Below are 24703 nucleotides of genomic sequence, written 5' to 3' on the forward strand. Positions count from 1 at the left end.
TGTCAAAGTATAATTTACAAGATAGCGTATTTTTTAGCAAAATAATCGCCTCTATTAACTTATCAAGCAATCAAGTATAATAATTCTTAATAAACAAATGAGGTGAGCAGATATGCAGCGGCTAGAAAAAGTAAGCAATATTCTCGCTGAACAAACCAAAAAGCAAGAAACAATTGAACAATTGAAAGGGGTTACGGCTCAAGAAATCAGTGAACAATTATCTTTGGCAAGAAATACTGTCAGCGAAGATTTAAATAAACTACTGACCAAAGAAGAAGCGGTCAGAGTGAAAAGTCGTCCTGTTTTATTTTTTAGTAAACAGGAATTAGAAAAAATTTATGGTTGTTCCTTTAAGGATCAACTATCGTTTAAAAACTTAGAGGCATTGACTGTGTTTTTAAACGCACAAAAACTAGATGAATCGTTTTATGAAGAAAATCGTAAGTTAGAAGAGTTTTCAGAAATCATCGGATATAAAGGCAGTTTAAAAGATAGTATTGAAAAATTAAAAGCAGCTGTTCTCTATCCACCAAATGGTTTAAACATTTTATTAGGTGGTGAATCTGGGGTTGGGAAAACGTTATTGGCTGAAGCTCTCCATCGCTATTACGAAACATTTGTAAGTGAAGAAATGCCATTTATTTATTTTAATTGCTCAGAATATTTTAACAACCCAGAGCTATTGACGACTCATCTTTTTGGCTATAAAAAAGGTAGTTTTACAGGAGCGGTTGAAGATAAAGCAGGGCTTGTTGAATATGCTGACCAAGGTTTTTTATTTTTAGATGAAGTCCATCGGTTACCGAGTGAGGGACAGGAAAAACTTTTCACATTACTGGATAAAGGTTATTTTTCTAGAATGGGTGAAGCGGATGTTAAAAGAGCGGTCAATATTCGCTTTATTTTTGCGACAACAGAAGATTTTTCGCAAACCTTTTTAAAAACCTTTCTCCGTCGAATTCCTGTCTCTCTGATGCTCCCTTCTGTTAAAGAAAGACCTATCCAAGAAAAAATCGAATTAGTAATCAAATTTTTTCAAAATGAAAGTCGTAAAATCAAAAAAGATATCACGGTTCAGTATCAAGTGATCGAACAATTAGTGTTTAAAAAATATACAGGTAACGTCGGGGAAATGAAATCCGAAATTCAATTCATTTGTGCACAAGGTTATCTAAAACAGATTGAAAAGCAATCAGTATCATTGATGATCGACCAAACATTATTATTGAATGAAGAACCTTTAGAAAAAGATGCGAAAGATCAAATTGCTTTAAAAGAACTCTTGGATGGTAAGAGCTTAAAGATAAAATCAGATGATCGAACATCAGCCAGCCATTATTTTACAACGAGAGATAAAATCAACGATGCGTTCTATGATTTTTTATTAAAAGAATTTTCCAATTTGAAAAATAGCAATATTCCCCAAAAAGAAGTGGCTTCGATCCTACAGAAAAAAATCGATCAATTATTTGATATGCGTTTATTTGAACCGATGGCTAAAACACAATCGATGCGAACCATTGATGAGAGCTTTGAGCAAAAAATAGCTGAATTAACAGCCTATATCTCTGAACTGACAGGCTTTACAATTCAAAAAAATCTTATAGAAGTGCTGGCGAATCATGTTTATTCTACTTTGTTATTTATGGAGATTCCTAATGATGATTTTTATCTGTATTCTAGCCAGTTAATGTTAGGCCGACTTGAAAATTATGATATTTCAAAAAAAATCGTAGAAAAAGTCTCGACCCTTTTTTCAGTAGAATTGCCTAAAACAGAAATTACTTATTTTGGCTTGCTGCTTAGAAAATTAAAACAAGCAGACAGCCAGTATCAGCGTAATGACGAGTGCGGTGTAATAGTTGTCGCACACGGCTCAACGACTGCTACGAGCATGGCGGAATATTCTAATATTTTATTTTCTAGTAATCTCCTAAAAGCTGTCAATATGCCGATTCATCAAACTGTGGAAGAAACACTTGAGAAGGTTAAAACTATTATTAAAATCAATAAGTATAAACGATTGATTTTGTTAGTGGATATTGGCTCACTGGTTTATTTTGGTAATCTGATCAGTGAAGAATTTGGGATCGATGTATTACTGGTCAAAAATATCAATTTGTTATCACTGCTTGAAGTTTCTAGAGAAGTAATTTATGAATCAACTGATTTCAACTACTTACTTCCTGTATTGAATGAAAAAGGACACCTTTCATCTATTTGCAAGAAAGGGCATTTTTTTGATTCAAAAGTACTTATCGTTTCTTGTATGACTGGACTTGGGACGGCATTAAAAATCGAAAAACTAATCATCGATGTCTTCCAAGAAGAGGTGTTGCAAAACATCCGAATACTAACACTAGATAATAGTGAAATACAAGATATTGAGCGGATTCACCAACATATTCGAGCAGATGAAAAATTAGTTGGGATCGTAGGCACTTTTCAAACAGAAGTACCTGATATTCCATTTATTCCATTAGAAGAATTATTTTCAGAAAAAGGCGTAGAACGTCTCTTGCTATTATTCGGTTATGATATGTCAGATAAAAAGAATCGAGTGCTGAAAGATAAAATAGCGAAACGTTACGTACATGGATTGTCTTTAAAAGCGATCATCAATCATATTACTGTGTTAAATCCGCAACGCTTATCAATCGAAGTCAGCCAGATTTATGATGATTTGTGTCGACAATTGAATTTGCATAGTGATGAAAAAATCATGTTGCGCTTTTTGATCCATACTTGTTGTACGGTGGAACGTTTGGTGATCAATAATGAATACAGCACATCTGATTATAATGTGTCGTACAAAGACATCCCGAATGAAGCATCTGTCATAAAAATGGCCTTTCGTCCCTTGGAAGTGTCGTACAATGTTCAATTTTCACCATTAGAAATAAAATATATTTATGAATTGCTTTATAGCAATTGAGAATAATTAAGAAGTCCGTAACACTGTTTAACAGAGGGTGTTAGGGGCTTTTTCTGTTTAAACTTCGCCCTTATTATTAAACTACGCAGTAATGTGCTAAGTTCATTTAATTGTACATTTTAAATGAGTTTTATTTTACGACAGATTATTGGCACAGGACTTGCTGTTTAGTTAAGCAAGGAGAGAAATAAAAAAGGTTGTTGGATTGAGATAGGTGAAGATGTGCTGTGTTATCTAGCTGCACGGGCTAACCTTTCGGAAAAAAGATAAATTATAAATGAGGCAAAAAGCGCCTCAGTCATAATTTCCTATTTTTCTGTCAAGGTTGAACGAGCCCGTTACGCTTTTAATTTAAGGAGATGAAAAAATGACAAAAGAACCCATTATACTACTCACCCATGGCGGTTGGGGGGCAGGACTTTTAAAGAGCATTAAAATGATCGTTGGGGAGACGGAGAATATTTATGAGGTTGTTTTACAGCCGGAAGATAATTTACAAGAATATATAAAACGTGTAGAACAACAATTAAAATCCGTCACTTGGAGCGAGAAATTGCTTATTTTAACAGATATCAAAGGTGGAACAACAAGTAATGTAGCGTTAAGGCTTTCAAGAGATTATGATATTTTGGCTATATCAGGTTTGAATACGGCTATGCTTTTAGATGCAATCATGAAACAATCCACGCCCTTCACTGAACAGTCGGGAGTAGAGATTTTACAAGCATCATTAGATAACTGTCAGATTTTACAATTACCAACAACTAACAATTAGATAGGAGAGTATAAACATGGCAAAAATCGTATTAACAAGAGTAGACAGTCGTTTGATTCACGGACAAGTGGTAACAAAATGGCTACAACAGTCAGGTGCAGATGAAATTTTTGTAGTGAGCGATGAATTGGAGAAAGATGAGTTCTTACAAAGCATCTATGTGATGGCAGCTCCTCCAGGTGTTGAAGTGAAAATCTATGGTGTAGAATCAGCACAAAAATATTGGGCAGAAGAGGCTCCTAACAGCAACGCCAAGGTTCTATTCTTAGTGCCCGATCTACCTACTTTAGAAGCAATGGTCAACGCAAATGTAATCGAAAATGATATTCAAATTGGCGGTTTAGGTGGAGGCGCAGAACGGAAAAACGTGCTTAAAAACATCAATCTATCTGAAAATGACGTCAATGTTCTAAATGGTTTTCTAGAAAAAAATCTAAACGTCTTTTTCCAAGCGATTCCAGAAGATAATCCAATGCCGATCGAAAAATTGATTGAAAAATATAATTCATTATAACTGAAAAAAGGAAGTGACAAAGATGGGTGTTTTAGGTGTTTCAATTACAATGGGCTTATACTATTGGTTCGCCCGCTTGCGGTTTGGCTACACATTTTCAGGAATGTTGTCTCAGCCATTATGTGCAGCAATGGTTGCAGGACTTGCCACAGGGAAAATTGCTGAAGCGATGACGATAGGTGCAGGCATTCAATTAGTTTATTTAGGCGTAACATCAACGCCGGGAGGAAATGTTCCAAGTGATCCAGCATTAGCCTCAGCCATTGCGATCCCGATTGCTCTTGGCGTAGGAATGAATGCAGAAGCAGCGATTGCTTTAGCCGTACCCTTCGGAGTATTAGGTGTTTTTATGGATCAAATCAGAAGAACAGTCAATGCAACATTTGTTCATATGGCAGATAAATATGCTGAGAACTTGAATTACAAAGGGATTTATCGTGCAGCGTTCTTGTACCCAGCACTTGTTGGCTTTTTATTACGTTTTCCACTTGTTTTTGCGGGGAATTTCTTCGGACAATCAGTGGTAACGACTCTTTTAGATATTATTCCAGAAAAATTAATGCACGGTTTTGAAGTAATGGGTGGCTTGTTGCCAGCGTTAGGGTTTGCTTTAACGATCATGGTTATTGGAAAGAAAACATTGATTCCGTATTTTCTCATTGGTTTTGTGGCCGTTATGTATTTTGGCGCAGAAGTGATGGCTGTGGCGGTAATCGGTACGTGTGTGGCTTTCTTGGTGAGAAATAATGCGCTGAAAGAAGGGGAAGCATAATGGAAAATACAACAGATATCAATCAAAAAAAATTAACGAAAAAAGAAATTAGCAAAACCTTTTGGATTTATCAACTTGGATGTGAATTATCGAACTCTTATGAACGTCTGCAAAGCTTGATTTTCTGTGCATCTATGATTCCAGCAATCAAGAAATTATATGCGGATAATGAAGAGGAACAACGTGAGGCGCTAAAACGCCACTTGGCCTTCTTTAATACTGAAGGGACTATTGGAGCATCGATTCAAGGGATTTCTCTAGCGATGGAAGAAGAACGTGCGAACGGAGCTGATATTGGCGATTCTGCGATTACTTCAATTAAAACTGGTCTGATGGGTCCTTTAGCTGGTATTGGTGATTCGATTGTTTGGGCGGCGATCATGCCATTGATTATTTCAATTTTTATTCCTATTGCTAAAAACGGTAGTATCATGGGTGGTTTAGGACCGTTAGTGATTTACACAGTTTTAACGATGTATATCAGTTGGGGCTTGATCAATAAGTCGTATACACTTGGTAGAAACTCCATCATGGCACTGCTTAAAGATGGGAAAATCAAACAAGTCATCTATGGTGCAAATGTACTGGGAATGATGATGATGGGCGCTTTGTCTGCAAGTTATGTGAATATTTCCAGCCCGATGAAATTCCATGTTTCAGGCGGAGCAACAATTGTTGTTCAAGATATTTTAGATCAAATCATGAAAGGGATTTTACCGTTGACTGCGGTGTTCCTGATTTATTTCTTTATGGTCAAAAAAGGTCCTCGTTATGGAATTATTATTGGAACAATTGTTGCTGTCAGTATTATTGGTTCATTTTTAGGACTTTTATAAAAACGAAGAGGTTGAGATAATATAAATTCTCATCCTCTTTCTTGAGTTTTACATTTAAAAATATAATGTTATAATGTTTCGGGAGGGGTGAAAGTTTAAATGGATAGCTATGAAAAATTCAATCTAAAAGAAGTCATCAATGCCTCAGGGAAAATGACGATCTTAGGCGTATCGAAAGTCTCAGAGAATGTATTAGTCGCGCAAAAATTCGGTGGGGAACATTTTTTTGAGATGAGTGAGTTAAGCATTCAAACAGGCGCTTATCTAGCTAAATTATTGACTGTCGAAGATGCGCAAGTCGTTTCTTCCGCATCTGCTGGCATCGCCCAAAGTGTGGCGGCCTTGATCGGTGAAGGTTCAGCTTATCACGCTTACCATCCATACACAGATAAAATCACCAAACGTGAAATCATCTTACCAAAAGGGCATAATGTAGACTACGGCACGCCTGTTGAAGTGATGGTCGAACAAGGTGGGGGACGAGTGGTGGAAGCAGGCTATGCCAATATGTGTTCACCTGAACACATTGAAATGATGATCACAGATCAAACAGCCGCGATTCTCTACATCAAGAGCCACCATACTGTTCAAAAAAGTATGTTAAGTGTGGAAGAAGCCGCAACAGTGGCCAAAGCGAACAACTTGCCGTTGATCGTTGATGCCGCAGCGGAAGAAGACTTATTCAAATACATCGAAGCAGGCGCAGATCTTGTGATCTACAGTGGAGCCAAAGCCATCGAAGGCCCAAGTGCCGGACTTGTGATCGGCAAAAAAGCTTATATCGAATGGATCCGCCTACAAGGAAAAGGCATCGGCCGCGCAATGAAAATCGGTAAAGATAATATCTTAGGCTTTACCCAAGCGGTAGAAGATTATGTGAAAAACGGCAGTGAAGCAGGGGCTTCTATGCAAGCACGCTTAGCCCCATTTATTGAGGGACTAAATACTATCACAAATATCGAAGCCAAAGTCGTTCAAGATGGAGCGGGTAGAGATATTTACCGTGCCAGTATCAAAGTCAGCGGAGCGAAATCAGCCAAAGCAGTCATCCAAGAATTAAAAGCTGAAAGTCCCGCTATTTATACCCGAGAATACCAAGCCAACAACGGGATCATCGAATTCGATATCCGTTCTGTCAATGAAGAAGAAATGAATAAAATCGTGACTCGTTTAAGCGAAATCATGAATTAAAAAACTACTAAACAGGAGTGAATCAACCATGACATTAACACCAAACTATTTAGAAGACCGTATTTGCCTAAACGTTTTAGCTAACTCAGTAGAAAACGCAAAAGACTGTTACGAAGCTGCCGAAGGGCATATCGTTTTAGGTGTTTTATCTAAAAACTACCCAACCGATGAAGCCGCAATCGAAGACATGAAAAAATATGCCGCAGAAACCAACAACGCATTATCAGTCGGCTTAGGCGCAGGCGATCCAAACCAAAGCCAAATGGTGTCAAGAATCTCAAAAGAACTACAACCGCAACACGTCAACCAAGTCTTTACAGGCGTTGGGACATCTCGCGCTTTATTAGGTCAAAATGACACGATCGTTAATGGCTTAGTCTCACCAACAGGCAAAGTCGGCATCGTCAATATCGCCACAGGTCCATTAAGCTCCCAAACACCAGCAGGCGAAGTAACGATCGAAACAGCGATTCGTTTATTACAAGATATGGGCGGCAGCTCCATCAAATTCTTCCCAATGAAAGGATTAGCGCATATCGAAGAATACAAAGCAGTTGCAGAGGCTTGTGCAAAATATGATTTCTACCTAGAACCAACAGGGGGCATCGATTTAGAAAACTTTGAAGAAATCGTGCAAATCGCAGTGGACGCAGGCGTGAAAAAGATCATTCCTCACGTATACAGCTCGATCATCGACTCAGAAACAGGCGATACAAGACCAGAAGATGTGAAAACATTACTAGGTATGATTAAAAATACGTTGAACAACTAAAAGCTGAATGAGCTCGTTCAGAGCTGACAGAAAAATAGGGAAAGTTGACTGTGGCGTATTGTGCCACGGCCACTTTCATCTTTTTTCCGAAGCGCTAGCTCATGAAGCTAGATAAACTAAAAGCTGAATGAGCTCGTTCAGAGCTGACAGAAAAATAGGGAAAGTTGACTGTGGCGTATTGTGCCACGGCCCACTTTCATCTTTTTTCCGAAGCGCTAGCTCATGAAGCTAGATAAGATAAAAGCTGAATGAGCTCGTTCAGGGCAAACAGAAAAATAGGGAAAGTTGACTGTGGCGTATTGTGCCACGGCCCACTTTCATCTTTTTTCCGAAGCGCTAGCTCATGAAGCTAGATAAAATAAAAGCTGACAGAGCTCGTTTTTGTACGAAAAGCCCGAATCAAACTGATTGTTCAGTTTGGTTCGGGCTTTATTTTTATTTCCCACGCAACGCTTGGATAGTTTCGTAGTATTTTTCGGTTAATTGACTATTTTTATTTGTATAATAGTAGCGTTTATCGGGAGTTTTGATTTCTAAAATTGGTTTTTTATGATTTAAAACTAATAGATAAGCTGGTTCATTGTTGACCTGAAATTCTCCAGTTAAATAATTTTCTGTAGCAGTTCCATAAACACGGATTCTATCTTTTGGTAATGTGTCGATCAGTTCTACGGACTCGATAGTCTTCCAATCGATCGTTCTACTTTGAGCTAATGGAGCAGATAGATGGATTCCATCATGGCTCGTCGTCAGTTGAAAAGGATTCGCTGAGAAATCACTGATCAGCATCGGAATACTTGCTGCGATCAATGCAATCAAAACGAAGACACCAACCGCTCCCATCGCAATTTTCCCGCCGACTCTACCTAAATTTGTCGTAATATTCATCCCGATGCGATCTGGCACAAGAATTCTTTTATCATTTGGATTAATATAAATCCCATATTTCCAATACTGATCTTCATCTCTGTATCGGTATTCTGTTGCCTGAGCAATCAATTGATCTTGTTTTTTTCTTGCTGAAAATAAATAATAAAAAGTAAACAATACAAATAACAGAATCAATAGAGCATAACAAATCGAAAAGACCATCATTTTTTCATAAGGGATAGTTATCGAAAGAGCGGGCATAAACGCTAACAGACTAAAAACAAAGGCAGAAACAGCCATCAAAACAGACCAATGATGACGCATCAAGTCATTGACTTTTTGATTGATAGTTTCATCACTCGTTACAGGATTTACTGGAAAACGTGCGATAAAATAATAGAAAAGTCCAAAAAGCCCCATGATAAGCACTGTGATAAGAGAGAAAATCCAACTCCCGTTCGCTAAACCGAGAATCTTAAAAGAATAAATAGAGCCTGAAACAGTAAGAATAATACTAGGCAAAAACCACCAAACAGCAATCAATTTACGATTTTTATTTGCGACAAGTTTTGTATCAACTACAATCGGGCTTGTTGGTAGTATCCAGTTGTTTTTTACTTTGACTACAGTCATTTTACGAATATAGACGATTTCTAAATAGTAAAAAGTACCAATAAATCCAATCAGCGTAGCCAAAAAATAAATCAAGGTCAAAGAGTCATAAGGAATCGCGATAATTGGTAAGGCAATAATCACAAAAGCAGCTGCCCATTGCAGTAACCTCTTTTTATAAGTCTTAGCGACGATTAGAACTTGTTCATCTTGAAGTTTATCTTTTGGTAAAGTCGTTTCTAAAATGACATTTTTATGTGGATTTGCAGGTATTCTCCCTGTAAATGCCATTAAAAAGTTAATCCCAATAAGCAATAAATATAGAAAAAAATTCATTTTCAACACACCTTTTACTGTTCAAATTTTTTGTAAATCTGTTTGACTTCCTCTTGTATTTTGTTTTCTGATAGTTGATGGATAGAAGCCTCCGCTAATAATAGCTCTAGATCATTTAAAAATCGTTGTTGAAATAGAGGATCCAGCGATTTTTTTTCAGCTACTTTAGTCCCGTTTCGACGATCAGTCAAAATATAACCATCACTTTTCAATAAAGTATATGCCTTTGAAACCGTCATCATATTCACACCAATTTCGTCAGCCATTTGTCGAACAGAAGGAAGCATTTCACCAGGTTTCAGCTTATTTTTAGCAATTCCGATAATGAGTTGATGACAAATTTGTTGATAAATCGGTGTTTGACTTTGAGCGTCTATTTCCAATAACATACTTTCACCTCTTTTACGTCTTTGTATTGTATATACTAATACATATGATGCAAAAAAACAATACATTTTATTTAAAGGTTGAGGGATTGAACATTCAGGCATATAATGAAAAAGGAATACTAAGAGTGAAAGGATGAATCAATATGTCAGTAATCGAACCAACCGTTACACAAAAATTTCACGATACATTTGTAGAAAATAATAAGCAAAATGCTTTAAAGCGCGGAGTTATCAAAAATGGTATTACGGCTTCTGCTCAAAACTTGAGTGCTGAAGTAAATAATGTTCCAGTTTTTTCAGTTGATATTGCAACTGGAAAAGTCGCAAATCAAAAACAAAGCGGGCGTTGTTGGATGTTTGCAGCATTGAATACATTCAGACACAAAATGATCAATAGCTTTAATTTAAAAGATTTTGAGCTTTCTCAAAACTACACATTTTTCTGGGATAAATATGAAAAATCTAATTATTTTTACGAAAATATCATCGCAACCGCAGATCAAGAATTAGACAGTCGTAAAGTTGCTTTCCTACTAGCGACTCCACAACAAGATGGTGGGCAATGGGATATGATCGTTTCTCTATTTCAAAAATATGGTGTAGTGCCAAAAACAGCGATGCCTGAAAGCAGTAACAGTTCAAACTCTCGCGACCTCAACAATTATTTGAACAAAAAACTTAGAAAAGATGCAACGATTTTGCGTGAATTGATAACGAATGGAAAAAATACAGCGGAAGTTCAAGCGGCTAAAGAAGCAATGTTAGGTGAAGTCTACAACTTTTTAGCGATTTCATTAGGTACCCCGCCACAAACATTCGATTTCGAATACCGTGACGAAGAAAAAAACTACCATTTAGATCAAAACTTAACACCACAATCTTTCTATGAAAAATATGTTGGTGTGAATTTAGATGATTATGTAAGTGTAATCAATGCACCAACGGCAGACAAGCCATACAACCAAACATACACTGTAGAGATGTTAGGGAATGTGGTAGGCGGAAAAGAAGTAAAATATATCAACGTAGATATGACTACATTTAAAAAATTAGCTGTCGCTCAGCTAGAACAAGGAGAATCTGTTTGGTTTGGCTGTGATGTCGGTCAATCTTCTACAAGAGATAGCGGTATTATGTCCTTAGATGCTTATGATATGAATGACTTATTCGATATCGATTTTACAATGACTAAGGCTGAACGATTAGATTTTGGAGAAAGCTTAATGACTCACGCAATGGTTTTAACGGGTGTGGACCTTGTGGATGGTGCTTCAACTAAGTGGAAAGTGGAAAATAGTTGGGGTGAAAAAGTCGGGGATAAAGGATTTTTTGTGATGAGTGATGAGTGGATGGATGAATATACCTATCAAATCGTTGTTCGTAAAGAGTTTTTATCACAAGAATTACAAGAAGTATGGAAACAAGAACCAACCGTTTTAGCACCTTGGGACCCAATGGGGGCTTTGGCATAAGTCAAAAAGGTGGTTAAATCTCTCCTATATAAGTGCATATTAATCCCATCTTGTGTGAGGTGGGATTTTTTTGTTACCATAAGTATACGGAGATTTTCAAAAAGATTTTAGTGTGTTATAATTTGTATAGACAAAAGAAAGACGTTGACATTACTACCGCCTAAAGTAAGTAATATCAACGTTGACCGATTCACTAGGAATCTTTTTTTGATAAGCTAAGTGTATCATATGTTGATTAGATTTACAAAATCATGAGACAAAAATTTTCAGAATTATCTGATTGAGTTGCACTTTTTATAAGATAAAATTGTTTTCAAAAAAAAGCTAGAATGAATATCGGTAAAAATGATTGGATTTTTAGACATTTTAGATGCTTAACACGGTTAATAGAATACTTTTAGGCTGCCTTTTATGGAACGATGGAATTATTAAGTTTTATTTAATAAATAAGAGAAGAATTAGCTATTGCCAAATTGTTTTTTGTAGAGTAAAATGAGAGGCAGTTTCAATAGATGAAATAAACAAACTAAATCAAATAACTTTAGATAAACAGCGCCGGCTGTTTATCAGTAAAAGTGTGGATCAACAATTCTTAGGCCATAGATAGAATTGTTGATTGCACTTTTTTTATTTGTTGTTTTGGAACATGTCTGTAAAAGCTAGGGAGGGACGAGTTGATGTTGAAAAGTATTAGGTGAAGAAGAGTGTTTTTACTGGTGAGTCATCCATCGTCAAGGCAGAACGAGCTCTTTCAGCTTTTAGTGTTATCTAGCATCAAGAGCTAGCCTTTCGGGAAAAAGATAAAAAATAAATGAGGAAAAACACCTCAGTTATTTTTTCCTATTTTCCAGTCAAGGCAGAACGAGCTCTTTCAGCTTTTAGTGTTGTCTAGCTTCGCGGACTAGTCTCTCAGAAGTTGAGGCTAATGTACCGACAAGGCTTTTATTATAAGGAGGTTTTTTATATGAACAAGGATTGGATTAAATTAATGATCGGCGCTTTTTTTGAAGTATTATGGGTTATCGGTATGAAACATAGTAATACATGGTGGGAAATTTTGTTGACCATTGTATTTATTTTCATTAGCTTTTATGCATTGATAAAGGCCGGTGAAACTTTGCCAGTAGGAACAGCTTATGCAGTATTTGTAGGATTAGGTACAGCTGGGACCGTCATTACAGGTATACTCTTTTTCGGAGAGGAATTTAAGTTATCAAAAATCCTATTGATCGTAGTATTGCTGGTTGGCGTGATGGGCTTGAAATTTGTAACTGGTGAGAAAGGAGCAGATCAAAAATGAGTTGGTTGTTTTTAATTATTGCAGGAGTTTTTGAAATGCTAGGTGTTGGTTCAATCAATCGTTTTAATAAAAATAAAGATAATAAGTCTTTATTTTTATTATTCCTCACCTTTGGTAGTAGTTTTATCTTCCTTTATTTGGCTATGAAAAGTTTACCAATGGGTGTTTCCTATGCTATTTGGACAGGGATCGGAGCTGCTGGAGGAGCTATTTTAGGAATGATTTTTTACGGTGAGTCCAAAGATTGGCGCAGAATTCTTTTTATAGGAATTATTTTAGCGTCGGTGATTGGCTTGAAACTCATTGGCTGATGAGAGGATAGGTTTGCACAGAAGTGTTTAATTCCAAGAAATAAGAGGGAGTTGCTTTTGATTTTACCTTTTATTTAGATTAGAAGTGAGTGGGATATGACTTCCCACTCACTTCTTTTTATATGTACCACTTAGTGGGATAATCAGCTACGTTAAGTGTGTGTGAATAATAAAATGTTCTTAGTTTTTTATGTGTAAACACTATATGCAGTCTTTAATTCACTTTTCTGAGTAAGTTTTGTTTTCTTATATGATTATATACGGTTGGGACAGAGACGTTACATTTTTTTGCAATTTCTGGAACAGATAGATCTGAATTAGTATAAAGTTTCAACGCTTCGTTCACTTCTTTTGTCCGTGGTGGTCGCCCCAGTTGTTTGCCATTTTCTCTTGCTGCTTCAAGACCTGCTATCACTCGTTCACGAATCAATTCAGCCTCCATTTCAGCAAATGCCCCCATAACTGTAAAAAAGAAGCGACCCATTGCGGTTGTTGTATCTATGTTATTTTGGATACTGACAAAATGAATATCTCTTCGATCAAATTCTTCGAGTAAATTCAACAGCTGTTTTGTTCCCCTAGATAAACGGTCAAGCTTAAAAATAACAAAAGTATCACCTGGTTTTAGAGAAGATAACACTTTATTTAGTTCACTTCTGGATGATTTTCTGCCACTTTCACGTTCTTTGTAAATAAAATCTACCCCGTAACTTTCAAGGGCTTTTTGTTGAGAATCAAATTTTTGCTGGTGCGTGCTGACACGCATATAACCAATAATGGCCATTCATAAACACCTCTAATACTTTCAATAGTTAAATCGTTCTTGGTAAAATAATTGTGTTTTTCTCCAAGTTATTGATAGGTCAGTAGAACTTTCCGTATCATCTGAGTCACCTCCTTTAAAAACAATAATACAAAGAGTAAAAAATATTATTTGAATACTATTGACATTACGTTTTCTCTATAATAAACTAATGATTTTTATAGAGCTGAAACGCCTGTTATTTTTTTTAGAGAAAATCGATTAGAAATACGCTATGAAGGGATTTATCCGTTCAAGTGTATTTCTTTTTTTGCGTTTTAGTTGATTTTCTCAATATCATTAGTTTTTTGGACACTTTGAATGATGTCGTTTTTTGATGATTCACCTTTTTTCTTGAGATTAACTTCAAGAAATTGTGCTGAAGCCTTAGTTGTTTTCTTGTTTCTTATAAATGGAAAGATCTTGTTTTTGGTAAGTTCAAGGCAAAGTGAGGGTTCAAAAAATGGTGGAAGAACGAAACAAGAAACCACAGTCAAATAAAAGAAAAAAGAATAAAAAATCAACAACGAAACACTCAACAAACGAAAGAAAAATAGCAAGTCGTTCAAAACCAACAGCCAAGGCCGCCAATAAGCAATCTCATTCTAGAAACAGGAAAAAACAACAACGGCCAATTTCTAAAAAAAGGCAACCAGCTAAATATCATAAGACGAAAAATCCTGTATATACAGTGCTATTTAATGTTATTTTCTATAGTTTCATTCTATTTATGATTGTTGGATCAATTATGTTTGCAACGACTAAAAATGCAAATAAGAGTGTTTTAGGTTATCGCTTCTTTGGCGTATTAACGGATTCAATGGTACCTAGAGATCCTGAAAAACAAAAGGGTGGTTTTCATTCAGGTGATGTCATTATTGTAAAAAATATTGCTGGTAATGCAGCTGAAGTGGGAGACATAATTACGTTTCGACCAAGTATCACGAGTCAAGCGTTTTTGACCCATAGAGTAAAAGAAAAGCTAGACCATCTAGGTGAAACAAAGGGCACATATTATATTACCCAAGGGGATGCCAACTTAGCAGAAGATGTTCCTGTTAATGAGAAACAAGTAGTCGGGAAAAAAATTATTGTAGTCCCTAAAGTAGGTGCTTTTCTAAATTTTGTGCGTGAAAATCTGATCATTTCGATTATTTTTTTAATCTCAGTTTTTGGCTTTATCACAATTATCAGATACTACATTTTAAATAAATAAGGGTATTCACTTTTTAATAAGGTGGGAAACAATAAATTTCTACGCCAATATTAAAAAGTTAATAATAAAAAAATTTGGGAGGAACTTGAGAAATGAATAAAAACAGAAAGAAAAAAGTCCTTGCGTTAGCAAGTGGATTTGCACTTGCTGCTATTGCTGCGGCAACGTTTGCTTGGTTTGCTAGTGAAGACCAAAAAACCAACCACTTTGAAGGACAAATTGCAACTGGAAAAGACATTGAAGTGGTGGAAACATTTGAACCGCCAACCGAATGGGATCCAGGTTCAGAAGTAAATAAAGATGTGGCGATTGCCAATATTGGTAAATACAAAACATTGATTCGTGTTTCTTTAACTGAATCATTGCAACTTTTGAAAGATTATCAAGCAAAACCAACTACTGGTGCTGAGCTTGAAGGAAAAACAAGTAAGGAAGTTTATGTATTGCCAGGAACGGATGCGCCGACTGGATTCACAGATTCTACTTTTGACACTGCTGGTGCACCAAAAATAACAGTAGCAGCGGGTGACTTTGCTGGAACATATACCTTGAAAGTTAAAGAAAAAGCGGAAACAGTGGGAACAAAAACGACTTATACGTATCGTTATGCGTTTGAAAAAGGCGGCGTGCTATATTATGCCAGCGGTATTGACGGATTTATTCGTAACGCATCAAATCAAATCAAAGTGAAATCAGGTACACCAACGCTTAGCTATGTATCACTAGAATACAAAGCAGCGGATGAAAAAGAATGGACGAAAGCACCAGTTTATGCGCCTACATTCACGCCAGATGGAACGTTGGTTTGGAATGCACCTGCTGCAACAGGAACTGGTAATATCCAAATTTCATTCAACAATATTACGACAGATCCTAAAGTTGCTGACAAATGGTATTTCAATGCAGCGGATGGTTACTTCTATTATACAAGTGTTCTAAATCCAGGTGTGAATACAACACAATTGATGGATGCAGTTAAATTACTAGGAACAGCAGGTAATGAGTACAGTAAATTGATCTATGACCTAACTGTAAAAGGTCAAGGAATTGCAGCTTATAAAGATGCTGTGGATGATTGGTTACCAACAGGTGTCAATGATTCTTTAGCAGAAGCTTTGAAAGCATTAGTACCTGCTAAATAAATCGGAAATAGCTATCTATATTTGAGGAGGAAGAGGGATGAAAAGAAGACGCAGGGGAAAAAAGTGGCTACTGGCAGGAGCATTCTTACTGCTCAGTCTATCACTTACCTTAAAACCTGTAGAAGTGCATTCTGAATCGAATCTTCCTCCTGGAATAGTGGCTGGTGATGATCAAGGAATCAAAATAAAAAATGATGGTCAATATCTTGTTGATATTAGAGATGTAGCCCCGGGGAAAAAATGGTCTACAAAAATCACAATCATCAATATTGAAAAAGATATCCCCTATCATTTAACAATGAACATAAGTAAGCCAACAATCATCGAAGGCTCATTAGACTTGTCTCAAGCGATTCAGATGACATTGATCTATGAAGGAAAAGAAGTCTATAAAGGTCCTTTATCAGGAGTAAATAAGACGCAAAATCTCCAAGATAAAACAATTCCTTTGAATCTAGGGACATTTAAAGGGGGCGATACCAGAATGTTGGAAGCTCATTTTGAATTGGATGGCAAAACATATACTAATAGAGATTTTTTTAAAAAGAATGTTGTAGAAAATATCTGGCATTTTAAAGCGGTGAAAACAACGTTACCAGATACAAACGATCCAGATGATCCAGAAAAACCATTTTTGGAAAAGCTGATAAATAAGTTGAGACTTCCAAATACAGGCGAAGAATGGCGCAATGCATTACTTTTTTCGTGCGTAGGATTGTTCTTGATATTAGTTTCGTTATTGATCATCAAACATAAAAAACAAGAAAAAAAAACGCACAGAGAGAAAAAAAACTAAAGTAAATAAGAAAATACCAATTGTGTTTCTTAGAACGATCAAATGATGGGAGGCGGTACAGTATGAAAAAGGATAAGAACAAATCTTTAAAGAGAAACAGACGAAGAAAAAAGAAAAAAGCTCAAGTAAACACTAAACTGATCATTGCACTCTGTACCTTTCTCTTTTCTGGTTTGATGGTTCTAGGAAGTACATATGCTTGGTTTGTCTCTGAAGACAGTGAGGTCAATCATTTTGTTGGTTCACGATTGTCAGCAGAAATCACAGAAGAATTTGAACCAGAGTTTGAATGGCAACCAGCTATCACCACAAAAAAAGTCATACAAGTCAAAAATACAGGAAACATTCCTACATTTGTTCGAATTAGTTTATATGAATATCTATTAACATTCAAAATAGATACTACAGATCAGACTGGCAATGGTAATTTAGCCGTTTCGCCACAAGAGATATTGCCGCTAGTTGATAAGAGCAACACAGAAACATGGCAGCCAGCAGCTAACGCGGGGGGCACTTATTTGCATGACGGAAAAAATTTGATTTCAGAAAAAGCAATCGTACCGAATATGCTTACGGGAACAGAAATGTATAAGTTTAAAGACAGTAATAGAGAGAAAACGGAATTACGTTGGTTTCAATTACTCTTTCCTGACAATGTCTATAATTCAGCACCGCCAACGGGTACGAAAGACTACTGGCTATATAAAAATGGGTATTTTTATTATTCGGAGTTGCTTCAACCTAGCGAAATAAGTACGCCAGTCATGAAAAGTGTCCGATTAAGTGCGAGTGCACCCAATAAATTCAAAAGTGCTCTCTATCAATTAAATCCAGTGATGGATGCTCATGATGGAACAAAAGGACTTTTAAGTTCTTGGAATATAGGGAGCTCTGGGGAGTTATATGACTTATATCATGATCGGTTAAGTGACTAGAAGGAGTGGATTAGTGCATGAAAAAAAAGCAGGGTTCAAAAAAACATCTGAGCATCAAGCAGCTTTTCTTATTTGCTGGCTTTCTAGTCATGCTTATTAGTCTTTCATTTGGATTGTATCAGACGTATGCGGCGTTAACAGATCGGGATCAAAAACAAAATGAATTTAGAGTAGGGAATTTTCAAACATCCATAGAAGAAGAATTCGATCCGCCAGCATCATTTGAACCAGAAAAGGATTACTTAAAAAAAGTAGCTATAAAAAATACGGGAGAACAAGAAAGTTTTATCCGCGTTTTAGCGCTGCCGATTCTTACAAAGAAGCAAGCAAATGGTTCAATCTTATTATTACCAGCAACAACTGATGGACCGGCTCCAGTTTTAAGTATTGATTACAATTTAACTGATTGGATCAATGGGAATGATGGCTACTTTTATTATAAAAAGAAACTAAAAAAAAATGAGCGTACAGCCAATTTGTTTACTAAAGTAAAAATGAATCAGGCAAGTATCACAGATGAATATAAAGGAGTTTTATTATCTTTTGAAATCAAAGCAGAAGGAATCAGTGCAACCAGATATGCCTATAGAGATGCTTGGTGGAATGGGCAAATACCGACGATCGCTCCGTTGGTGCAAATAGACGATTTATTAAAAATACAAACAGTCAACGAGTAGTACTAGCAGAGTATCGATTGAAAGGAGATGTCGTTTTGAAGAAAAAAATGCAATTAAGATTTTTAAGATGGATCATGCTAATTTTATGCTTCTTTGGGTCTGTTTATGTCGTACAAAGTTCTTTAATGTACACAAATGCACCTGTTAAAGCTGCAAAAAAAACAGTATTGAAACCGGGACAAGTGAGCCTAAGCAAAACGGCAGAACCAGTGGTCGGGATGGTCAATCAATGGGATATAACATTACGTGTCGAAGGACGAAATCAATTTCCACCACCGCCGACCGATGTTGTTTTGATTGTTGATACCTCTTGGAGTATGAATGAAAATGATCGAATGATTAAATCAAAAGTTGCTGCAGAAAAGTTTGTAGAGTTGGTTTTACGAAAAGATTATGTTAATAGAATTGCACTTATCACATACGATACAGTGGTAACGAATTATACGTTTAATGAAGGCAGTTGGAGCAATCAATTTGTCGATTCAAAACATAAACAATTATTGATCGATAAAATTAGAGCTTTAGAGCCAGTGCCAAATGGAGGGACTTTTACACAAGCAGGTATTAAATCTGCAGCGGAAGTGATGGCACAAGCAAGTGGAGAAAAAAGAAAAATCGTTTTAATTTCCGATGGCGTACCCACATACAGTTTTCCACCAACTGCACCTTATAATCAATTAGCGAGAATGGAGAAATTTGACTACTTGCAAAATGGTTATGACTATTACGAAAGTGTCAAAACAATACCTAAAGAAAATTTCAATTACAAGTATATCAATAAAGAAGGCGGAAACTATTACGGAAATGGAGCAAAATACCGCAACGGTGCATTGTTTCCTGAATATGAACAAATGCCAGAAAATTCAAAGAATCGATTAATGGCTAATCACGCGCACAGCGCAATAGCAGAAGCGACGATCACAAAAAATGAGAAAATGTCAAATGGTGAACTCTTGGTGGATGACTTTTATACGATCGGTGTGGACATGGATTCTACTTCTCAAGATGATGAAGTAGTAACTGGAAACAAAACGATGAAAGAAATCGCTTCTTCTGAAGATAAAAGTTTTTCAGCCACTGCGAATAACCTGGAAGATATTCTTAGCGGGATCGCAGGGGAAATCGTCGGGGCTATCAAATCAGGATTTGTTGTTGATCCGATGGGTGTAGGATTTGAAATGGACGGAGGCGTCACGGTTACTCAGGGAACGGCTGAAATCAAAGATGTACTGGGAAGACCTACAATCAATTGGAATGTTGGCTCTCTCAAAAATCCAGTTTCTAATGATCCAGACGAAGATGTTATGTTTGCTGAAATTACGTATCGCGTAAGCGCTGAAAATGAAATATTAAAGCCAAATATTATTGATACGAATGGCTTGGCAGCAACAAATGGAAAGACAACAATTGTTTACAAAGATTACAATGATGTGATGAAACAAGCTGAGTTTGATGTACCAAAAGTTAAACCAATTATCGTCAGTTTACAAAAAAAGGTAGAAAATGAAAAAGGTGAAGAAATAAATAATCAGACAGAATTATTTGATTTTAACTATGGAAAAGATCAATACACAATTAATGATCATTTCTCACTTCATTCAAACGAAACCAAAAAAATAGTCCATCCATGGAAAGCTGACCAAGATTATGTTGTGGAGGAAATCTTAAAAGCAAATCAAGAATATGAAACATTGATTGATATTAATGGGCTAACAACTGCGAGTACTAAAAGCCAATTTAAATTCGCTGCGGATTTTAATGCATACGCACACCAGCAAATAATTGTTACAAATAAGAAAATCCCTGAAAAGAAAACGATTCGTTTGAATATCAGGCAAAGTGTACTTAATTCAAATTCGGAATTAGTTATTCCTTCAAAAGGGTTTTACGAATCTGTTATCGATAATACAGACCAAAAATTAAACTTGATTTCTGAAAGTACAATAAAGGATACGTCAACAGAAGTTTCAGCAGAGCTTTTTACTAAATATGAAATAACCTTGGCGAGACAGCAAAAAGAATTAACAGTCACCGATTTAATACCAGAGTATTATAAAATTTTTGGTTTTATTGCAACAACAACAAATGAAAACTTAAATTTGACCCATTTATCGAGTAACACAGCAGCTTTGGTAAAGAGTAATGAAGCTGTTTTAGATTATCAAATAAATCATGAGTACTGGGTAACGATGTTCATTACACCTGATTTGGGGAAAGATAGTGGTGGGGAACCCATTATGTCACCTAGACCCTATAGTTGGGATTATAAAGTAAATAACTTTGGCTATTAATGATTAGTGAATAAAAAACAAATGAAAATCAACAAATAGTGTTGTTTTTCAGGAATCGTTTGTATTCTTTTACTGTAGATTGATAGCCTAAACTTTCTAAAATAGTAAGGTAATGACTTATTTGAGAATCCATTAACTGTTTTTTTATAGCTGCTTGGGCAATTTCATAATTCAAGTTTGCAATGATCATTTCAAATAGGCGGTAATCTGTTTGAGCGTTTTCTTTTGCCAAGGCAGAAAAAAATAAGGTTTTTTCGTAATTTTGATAATTTAAGCATAGAGATGAAAGGTTTAGATAGATTCTCAATTTAATTTCTTGGTATTGTTCGATGTTACTAAGGGTATCGATCTTTTTTCCAACCAAGGTACCTAAAGCAATGGCCTCTGATAATTCAAAACAATACAAGGAATTATTCAACAACTTTAATTCATAGAGATACCATTTATCAATACCAATCAAATATTGTTTGATCGGAAACATCAAGTTTTTAGAAGCCTTAAGGGCATCAGATTCACTTGTTTCATTCGTTGCGTAAGTCATTGCTTGAGTAATCAGGTTTAAATGGAAGAACTTTTTATTGTTTGTGGTTGTATAAAGTTGCTGAGATTTTTCGATTATAGAATCTAATACTTTTTGATCTTTTTTGAAAACGGCTTGGCTTAATTGATGGTAGAAATGGTTGATTGTTGGATATGCCTCAGAATCGAGTAACTCAAGAAATTCTTCAACGGAAATACAAAGTTTCTCCAGTATCATTAAAAATTTGTCAAAAGAGGGCATGCTGACATTTGTTTCAATCAAATAATAGGTTTGTCTAGTCATGATCCCATCGTAGATATCTTTTTGACTGAGTCCTTTTTCTTGTCGAATTTTCTTTATTAATGTTCCGTAATTTTTCAAAAATAGTTCTCCTCTCAGGTGGTATAAAATAATTTACCTAGTGAAAAAATTTGTGGTACTTATGTTATTATAGCAAAAACATTAAATAACTAGTAGATAATAAAAAGAAATTTAAATTAATTCGGAAAATTTTGGAATTTATTTAAAATGAGAGAGGAGTTGAGACGAATGGTCAAATTATTTATTTGGTTTATTACATATTAAAAAAGTATCATTTGGAAAAGTTAAAAAATCAAATTTGTTGGGGGAGTTTTATTGTATGAAACAGAAAATTAGCTATTTATTTTATTCACTCGTTTTAATTGTATTTACTATCAGTGTATTTGGAGGGAAACAGGCTGAAGCGGCCACTCAAAGTAATGCATCATGGTCCACAACTTCAGTGATGAATAATCAGTTTGGAGGAAACACATCATCAAATGACTATTTATCAACAATGCAGAGCGGACTTCCTAGATCTTCACAAATAACACCCAGATTTTTTGTTCCAAAATTATGTGGAGGAGTTCAAGTAATCAAGTATGATGATCGGACAAAAGCAAGATTATCAGGCGCGCAATTTACGATCTATGATAGTTTTAACCGTCCTGTCCAAGTGATTCAGACAAACTATAATGGTGTTGCTGAAACGAGGTCATTACCGCTTGGCTACTATTCAATTCGTGAAACGAAAGCACCAGCGGGCTATCAATTAGAAAGCAGCCCAATGTACTTTAACCTTTTCTTACCAGGGCAGCTTGTTTGTTTAACGAAATGCAATATACCACTGCCAAGTCAAAAAGGTAGTCTTAAAGTTGTAAAAACAAATGAAAGTAATCAAGTTCTATCTGGAGCTGTGTTTGATGTTTATAATGCCAATAACCAATTTATGGGAAGAATTACTACGAATGCCAATGGAATCGCAACTTTAGGGAATCTACCATATGGGACATATAAGCTGATCGAAGTTAAAGCACCAGATGGGTATCAACTTGATACAACACCGAGATATGTCACTGTTTCTTCTACGGGTGTAGCGACTATCACAATAGTGAATAAAAAGCTAATCACAACTGGTGAACTGGAAATAGTCAAAAAAGATGAAAATGGTAAAGTTTTAGCTGGCGCAAGCTTTTTGGTTATAAACAGCGCTAATACCCTTGTTGGGCAAGTTACCACAAATGCGAATGGAATTGCTGTGGTGAAAGATCTGCCATATGGCACATATACAGTAGTCGAATATTTCGCACCAGAAGGCTACGAATTAGATTCAACACCAAAATTTGTCACATTATCTAAAACAGATCCAAATGGCAAAGCAACGATTAGCGTAATAAACAAGAAAAAAATCACAACTGGAGCGCTTAAAGTCATTAAAAAAGATGAGACTGGCAACTTATTAGCCGGCGCTGAGTTTGAAGTTCGTGATGAAAATAATAAGGTTGTTGGGAAAATCACGACGGATGCTAACGGCGTTGGGACATTGAAAGATCTGCCATTTGGTAAGTATGAGCTTATTGAAACAAAAGCGCCACAAGGCTATGAATTAGATGCGACACCAAAATCAGTAGTCGTTTCCAAAGATGATCCAAACGGTGTAATCAGTGTAACTGTAGAGAATAGAAAAGAAAAAACAACTGGAAATCTTGAAGTAGTGAAAAAGGATGAAGCAGGAACTGTTTTAGCTGGAGCTGAATTTGATGTATACAATGTGACGGATCAGCTAGTCGGGAAAATCACAACAGATGCAAATGGTATCGGTCAATTAAATGATTTACCATATGGTACGTATAAATTGATTGAAACAAAAGCGCCAGAAGGCTATGAATTAGATACAACACCAAAATTTATCACACTATCTAAAACAGATCCAGAAGGTAAAGCATCTATTGATATAGTCAATAAAAAAGTAGAAGTACCTACAGCTGGCTCTCTAAAAATCGTCAAATATGTTAAAGATTCTGATCCAGAGGTTTATTTAAAGGACGCCGTATTTGAAATTTATGATAATAACAATCAACTCTTGGGGACATATACTACAGACGATAATGGGGAAATTCTTTTAGAAGATTTAGACCCAGGTAAATACTATGTAATCGAAATTGAAGCCCCACCAGGTTATGAGCAAGATTCAACATTTTATGAAGTTACCGTTGAATCAGGGAAAATAGCTGAAGTTAGACATGCGAATATCAAAAAAGAAAACCTAGGTGGTTTAAAAATCAAGAAATATGCAAATGATGAAGATGGTTTTGAAACAGACATTGTGTTACCAAATGCAGAGTTTGAAGTAATTGACTCGGCAGGAAATAGCCATAAAGGGGTCACAGATGTACAAGGCGAATTGTTTTTTCCAGACTTACCGGTAGGGGAAGTAACAATCACTGAAACCAAAGCCCCAGATGGTTACGAACTTGATGCTCCAACGCAAACGAAAAAAATCGTTGTGGAAGAAATTGCAGAAGCAGTTTTTTATAATAAACCGAAACAAATACCAGGACGTGCTCTAGTCTATCTTTCAAGTAATGATACAAAACAGGTATTAAAAGGGCTGGAATATAGTATTACTTGTACGAAAGGGGCAGCATTTGAAACAACTGTAGTTTCTAATACGTTTGGGCAAATCAGTATTTACTTGGCCCCTGGTGAGTATGAAATTGAACCTACTGTAAGAGGATATTCAAATGAAACTACACCAACAAAATTCAAAATTGAAGCTAACAAATTCACTATTATCAGATTAACCATCTAAGCTGAATTAGGGAAGAAAAGAACTGTTTTAAGATAGATTGCTTAAATCGCAATTTATTTTAAATAAATGATAATAAAAGTGCACATTTTATTATCTCAAACTATTAATCATTATAGGAGGAAAACAC

At 35.9% G+C, this 24703-nt stretch carries 21 protein-coding genes; 17 read left to right on the forward strand and 4 right to left on the reverse strand.

Going from position 1 to position 24703, the window contains the following annotated elements; translation table 11 throughout:
- Positions 1 to 112: 112 nt before the first annotated feature.
- The 7 genes from A5821_RS15320 to dagF all read left to right on the forward strand — a co-directional run bounded on the left by A5821_RS15320 (position 113) and on the right by dagF (position 7795).
- On the forward strand, positions 113 to 2935 hold the full coding sequence (locus tag A5821_RS15320; RefSeq protein WP_086315582.1) for a sigma 54-interacting transcriptional regulator: 2823 nt from the start codon (positions 113 to 115) through the stop codon (positions 2933 to 2935).
- A 367-nt stretch (positions 2936 to 3302) separates the two neighbouring features.
- Positions 3303 to 3710, forward strand: coding sequence for a PTS sugar transporter subunit IIA (locus tag A5821_RS15325; RefSeq protein WP_086315583.1), 408 nt, complete (start codon positions 3303 to 3305; stop codon positions 3708 to 3710).
- Positions 3711 to 3726: 16 nt separating this feature from the next.
- Positions 3727 to 4224: a PTS system mannose/fructose/N-acetylgalactosamine-transporter subunit IIB gene (locus A5821_RS15330; RefSeq protein ID WP_010770854.1), complete on the forward strand. Its 498-nt coding sequence runs from the start codon at positions 3727 to 3729 to the stop codon at positions 4222 to 4224.
- 22 nt (positions 4225 to 4246) lie between these two features.
- Entirely contained in the window at positions 4247 to 4996 is a 750-nt protein-coding gene (locus A5821_RS15335; protein WP_010770855.1) for a PTS mannose/fructose/sorbose/N-acetylgalactosamine transporter subunit IIC, read from the forward strand.
- The gene (locus A5821_RS15340) at positions 4996 to 5832 is read left to right on the forward strand and encodes a PTS system mannose/fructose/sorbose family transporter subunit IID (protein ID WP_010770856.1); all 837 of its coding nucleotides are present in this window, start codon (positions 4996 to 4998) and stop codon (positions 5830 to 5832) included. Before A5821_RS15335 ends, A5821_RS15340 begins: the two co-directional genes overlap by 1 nt.
- A 99-nt stretch (positions 5833 to 5931) precedes the next feature.
- Positions 5932 to 7023 carry a DgaE family pyridoxal phosphate-dependent ammonia lyase gene (locus tag A5821_RS15345; RefSeq protein WP_086315584.1) on the forward strand — a complete coding sequence of 364 codons (1092 nt, stop codon included), beginning with the start codon at positions 5932 to 5934 and terminating at the stop codon, positions 7021 to 7023.
- Positions 7024 to 7051: 28 nt separating this feature from the next.
- Positions 7052 to 7795: a 2-dehydro-3-deoxy-phosphogluconate aldolase gene (dagF, locus tag A5821_RS15350; protein WP_010770858.1), complete on the forward strand. Its 744-nt coding sequence runs from the start codon at positions 7052 to 7054 to the stop codon at positions 7793 to 7795.
- Positions 7796 to 8230: 435 nt separating this feature from the next.
- On the opposite strand, the gene A5821_RS15355 is transcribed toward dagF, so the two are convergent.
- Positions 8231 to 9613 carry a DUF5808 domain-containing protein gene (locus tag A5821_RS15355; RefSeq protein ID WP_086315585.1) on the reverse strand — a complete coding sequence of 461 codons (1383 nt, stop codon included), beginning with the start codon at positions 9611 to 9613 and terminating at the stop codon, positions 8231 to 8233.
- A gap of 14 nt (positions 9614 to 9627) precedes the next feature.
- Positions 9628 to 10002: a GntR family transcriptional regulator gene (locus A5821_RS15360; protein WP_086315586.1), complete on the reverse strand. Its 375-nt coding sequence runs from the start codon at positions 10000 to 10002 to the stop codon at positions 9628 to 9630.
- Positions 10003 to 10145: 143 nt separating this feature from the next.
- Between A5821_RS15360 and A5821_RS15365 the strand changes: the two genes are divergently transcribed.
- From A5821_RS15365 to A5821_RS15375, 3 genes are all read left to right on the forward strand, one after another.
- Positions 10146 to 11474: an aminopeptidase C gene (locus tag A5821_RS15365; RefSeq protein ID WP_086315587.1), complete on the forward strand. Its 1329-nt coding sequence runs from the start codon at positions 10146 to 10148 to the stop codon at positions 11472 to 11474.
- A 964-nt stretch (positions 11475 to 12438) separates the two neighbouring features.
- Positions 12439 to 12774: a DMT family transporter gene (locus A5821_RS15370; protein ID WP_086315588.1), complete on the forward strand. Its 336-nt coding sequence runs from the start codon at positions 12439 to 12441 to the stop codon at positions 12772 to 12774.
- A complete protein-coding gene (locus tag A5821_RS15375; RefSeq protein WP_086315589.1) occupies positions 12771 to 13085 on the forward strand; it encodes a DMT family transporter in 315 nt (104 codons plus the stop codon). The genes A5821_RS15370 and A5821_RS15375 overlap by 4 nt, the downstream gene beginning before the upstream one ends.
- A gap of 214 nt (positions 13086 to 13299) precedes the next feature.
- Here A5821_RS15375 and A5821_RS15380 read toward each other — a convergent pair whose 3' ends face one another.
- Positions 13300 to 13869, reverse strand: a complete 570-nt coding sequence (locus tag A5821_RS15380; RefSeq protein ID WP_086315590.1) for a recombinase family protein — start codon at positions 13867 to 13869, stop codon at positions 13300 to 13302.
- A 481-nt stretch (positions 13870 to 14350) separates the two neighbouring features.
- On the opposite strand from A5821_RS15380, the gene A5821_RS15385 reads away from it, so the two are divergent.
- From A5821_RS15385 to A5821_RS15410, 6 genes are all read left to right on the forward strand, one after another.
- Positions 14351 to 15103, forward strand: a complete 753-nt coding sequence (locus tag A5821_RS15385) for a signal peptidase I (protein WP_086315591.1) — start codon at positions 14351 to 14353, stop codon at positions 15101 to 15103.
- Positions 15104 to 15195: 92 nt separating this feature from the next.
- Positions 15196 to 16245 carry a BsaA family SipW-dependent biofilm matrix protein gene (locus A5821_RS15390; protein WP_086315592.1) on the forward strand — a complete coding sequence of 350 codons (1050 nt, stop codon included), beginning with the start codon at positions 15196 to 15198 and terminating at the stop codon, positions 16243 to 16245.
- Positions 16246 to 16282: 37 nt separating this feature from the next.
- On the forward strand, positions 16283 to 17041 hold the full coding sequence (locus A5821_RS15395) for a hypothetical protein (RefSeq protein WP_086315593.1): 759 nt from the start codon (positions 16283 to 16285) through the stop codon (positions 17039 to 17041).
- Between the two features lie 62 nt (positions 17042 to 17103).
- Positions 17104 to 17976 carry a BsaA family SipW-dependent biofilm matrix protein gene (locus A5821_RS15400; RefSeq protein WP_086315594.1) on the forward strand — a complete coding sequence of 291 codons (873 nt, stop codon included), beginning with the start codon at positions 17104 to 17106 and terminating at the stop codon, positions 17974 to 17976.
- Between the two features lie 17 nt (positions 17977 to 17993).
- Positions 17994 to 18653, forward strand: a complete 660-nt coding sequence (locus A5821_RS15405) for a hypothetical protein (RefSeq protein ID WP_086315595.1) — start codon at positions 17994 to 17996, stop codon at positions 18651 to 18653.
- Positions 18575 to 20944 (forward strand): vWA domain-containing protein, encoded by a 2370-nt coding sequence (locus A5821_RS15410; protein ID WP_249921882.1) that lies wholly within the window; start codon positions 18575 to 18577, stop codon positions 20942 to 20944. The genes A5821_RS15405 and A5821_RS15410 overlap by 79 nt, the downstream gene beginning before the upstream one ends.
- 28 nt (positions 20945 to 20972) lie before the next feature.
- Here the strand turns inward: A5821_RS15410 and A5821_RS15415 are convergent, their stop codons facing one another.
- Complete coding sequence (locus A5821_RS15415; RefSeq protein WP_086315597.1) at positions 20973 to 21845, reverse strand: helix-turn-helix domain-containing protein; 873 nt, start codon at positions 21843 to 21845, stop codon at positions 20973 to 20975.
- Between the two features lie 259 nt (positions 21846 to 22104).
- Between A5821_RS15415 and A5821_RS15420 the strand changes: the two genes are divergently transcribed.
- Entirely contained in the window at positions 22105 to 24576 is a 2472-nt protein-coding gene (locus tag A5821_RS15420; RefSeq protein WP_086315598.1) for a SpaA isopeptide-forming pilin-related protein, read from the forward strand.
- Positions 24577 to 24703: the final 127 nt, after the last annotated feature.

It is taken from the genome of Enterococcus sp. 7F3_DIV0205 (assembly GCF_002141365.2).
In the GTDB taxonomy this organism is placed as follows: domain Bacteria; phylum Bacillota; class Bacilli; order Lactobacillales; family Enterococcaceae; genus Enterococcus_L; species Enterococcus_L palustris.

Excerpts from the sequence above, each read along its gene's own strand:
- A5821_RS15320 (WP_086315582.1), top strand. The coding sequence starts at position 113 with ATGCAGCGGCTAGAAAAAGTAAGCAATATTCTCGCTGAACAAACCAAA.
- A5821_RS15325 (WP_086315583.1), top strand. The coding sequence starts at position 3,303 with ATGACAAAAGAACCCATTATACTACTCACCCATGGCGGTTGGGGGGCA.
- A5821_RS15330 (WP_010770854.1), top strand. The coding sequence starts at position 3,727 with ATGGCAAAAATCGTATTAACAAGAGTAGACAGTCGTTTGATTCACGGA.
- A5821_RS15335 (WP_010770855.1), top strand. The coding sequence starts at position 4,247 with ATGGGTGTTTTAGGTGTTTCAATTACAATGGGCTTATACTATTGGTTC.
- A5821_RS15340 (WP_010770856.1), top strand. The coding sequence starts at position 4,996 with ATGGAAAATACAACAGATATCAATCAAAAAAAATTAACGAAAAAAGAA.
- A5821_RS15345 (WP_086315584.1), top strand. The coding sequence starts at position 5,932 with ATGGATAGCTATGAAAAATTCAATCTAAAAGAAGTCATCAATGCCTCA.
- dagF (WP_010770858.1), top strand. The coding sequence starts at position 7,052 with ATGACATTAACACCAAACTATTTAGAAGACCGTATTTGCCTAAACGTT.
- A5821_RS15355 (WP_086315585.1), bottom strand. The coding sequence starts at position 9,613 with ATGAATTTTTTTCTATATTTATTGCTTATTGGGATTAACTTTTTAATG.
- A5821_RS15360 (WP_086315586.1), bottom strand. The coding sequence starts at position 10,002 with ATGTTATTGGAAATAGACGCTCAAAGTCAAACACCGATTTATCAACAA.
- A5821_RS15365 (WP_086315587.1), top strand. The coding sequence starts at position 10,146 with ATGTCAGTAATCGAACCAACCGTTACACAAAAATTTCACGATACATTT.
- A5821_RS15370 (WP_086315588.1), top strand. The coding sequence starts at position 12,439 with ATGAACAAGGATTGGATTAAATTAATGATCGGCGCTTTTTTTGAAGTA.
- A5821_RS15375 (WP_086315589.1), top strand. The coding sequence starts at position 12,771 with ATGAGTTGGTTGTTTTTAATTATTGCAGGAGTTTTTGAAATGCTAGGT.
- A5821_RS15380 (WP_086315590.1), bottom strand. The coding sequence starts at position 13,869 with ATGGCCATTATTGGTTATATGCGTGTCAGCACGCACCAGCAAAAATTT.
- A5821_RS15385 (WP_086315591.1), top strand. The coding sequence starts at position 14,351 with ATGGTGGAAGAACGAAACAAGAAACCACAGTCAAATAAAAGAAAAAAG.
- A5821_RS15390 (WP_086315592.1), top strand. The coding sequence starts at position 15,196 with ATGAATAAAAACAGAAAGAAAAAAGTCCTTGCGTTAGCAAGTGGATTT.
- A5821_RS15395 (WP_086315593.1), top strand. The coding sequence starts at position 16,283 with ATGAAAAGAAGACGCAGGGGAAAAAAGTGGCTACTGGCAGGAGCATTC.
- A5821_RS15400 (WP_086315594.1), top strand. The coding sequence starts at position 17,104 with ATGAAAAAGGATAAGAACAAATCTTTAAAGAGAAACAGACGAAGAAAA.
- A5821_RS15405 (WP_086315595.1), top strand. The coding sequence starts at position 17,994 with ATGAAAAAAAAGCAGGGTTCAAAAAAACATCTGAGCATCAAGCAGCTT.
- A5821_RS15420 (WP_086315598.1), top strand. The coding sequence starts at position 22,105 with ATGAAACAGAAAATTAGCTATTTATTTTATTCACTCGTTTTAATTGTA.